Here is a 1202-nt window from a genome sequence, read left to right on the forward strand (position 1 = left end):
GCAGCGCGAACCCGATGCGGATCCCCGGGCTCGGCTGCCTCAAGGGCTGCCTGTTCCTCATCGTCATCCTGGTGATCGGTTCCTGGTGCATCTGGGAATTCACCCCCTTGAAGGACTGGGTCGCCGACGGCAAGAGCTTCTGGGACGCGACCTGGGACTGGGTCACCGACGTCAAGGACTGGATCTCGGGGCTCACCTCCAACAAGTGACGCCGGTGGCGCCGGTGTCACCGATGCCATCGATTTGTCGACACCCGAGGGGCGATTTACACCTCGGGGGTGAGCGTTGGCAGTAGCTTGGTCGCCAGCGCGCCTGTCGGAGACGAGGAGTCGGGGAACAGTCTTGGCACGGAAGATCGGCAGCCGGTACACCGCCCACCAGGTCCTCGGCCGCGGCAGCGCGGGCACGGTCTGGCTCGGCGAGGGGCCCGAGGGCCCGGTCGCCATCAAGCTCCTGCGGGAGGATCTCGCCTCCGACCAGGAGCTCGTCGGCCGGTTCGTCCAGGAGCGCGCCGCGCTCCTCGGACTGGACCACCCGCACGTGGTCGGCGTCCGCGACCTCGTGGTCGACGGCGCCGACCTCGCGCTCGTCATGGATCTCATCCGGGGCACGGACCTGCGCACCCGGCTCGACCGCGAGCGGCGGCTCGCGCCCGAGGCCGCGGTCGCCATCGTCGCCGACGTCGCCGAGGGCCTCGCCGCCGCCCACGCGGCCGGCATCGTCCACCGCGACGTCAAGCCCGAGAACGTCCTGCTCGACATGCAGGGCCCGCTCGGGCCCGGCGGCGCGCACCCCGCGCTGCTCACCGACTTCGGCATCGCCCGCCTCGTGGACGCCCCCCGGCCCGCCCGGGAAGGCCGCGGGACCGGCCCGCGCAGCGTCATCGGCACGCCCGACTACCTCGCCCCCGAGATCATCGAGGGGCTGCCGCCGCGCGCCTCCGTCGACGTCTACGCCCTCGCCACGGTCCTCTACGAGCTGCTGGCCGGCTTCACGCCCTTCGGCGGCGGCCACCCCGGCGCCGTGCTCCGGCGGCACGTCACGGAGACGGTGGCGCCGCTGCCCGGCATCCCCGACGAGCTGTGGCAGCTCGTCGTCCAGTGCCTCGCCAAGGGGCCCGCGTCCCGGCTGCGCGCCTCCGAGCTCGCGGCGCGGCTGCGGGAGCTGCTGCCCGGGCTCGCCGGCATACCGCCCCTCGACAT

General features: G+C 73.2%; 1 protein-coding gene and 1 pseudogene. Both read left to right on the plus strand.

Features of this window, described 5'->3' with window-relative positions:
* Positions 1–209 (plus strand): annotated as a pseudogene (locus V7793_RS37750) (serine/threonine protein kinase); the annotation flags it as partial.
* 133 nt (positions 210–342) lie between these two features.
* A partial coding sequence (locus V7793_RS37755) for a serine/threonine-protein kinase (protein WP_336014264.1) occupies positions 343–1202 on the plus strand: 860 nt, incomplete at its 3' end.

The sequence above is a fragment of the Streptomyces sp. KLMMK genome, from assembly GCF_036961605.1.
GTDB lineage: Bacteria > Actinomycetota > Actinomycetes > Streptomycetales > Streptomycetaceae > Streptomyces > Streptomyces telluris.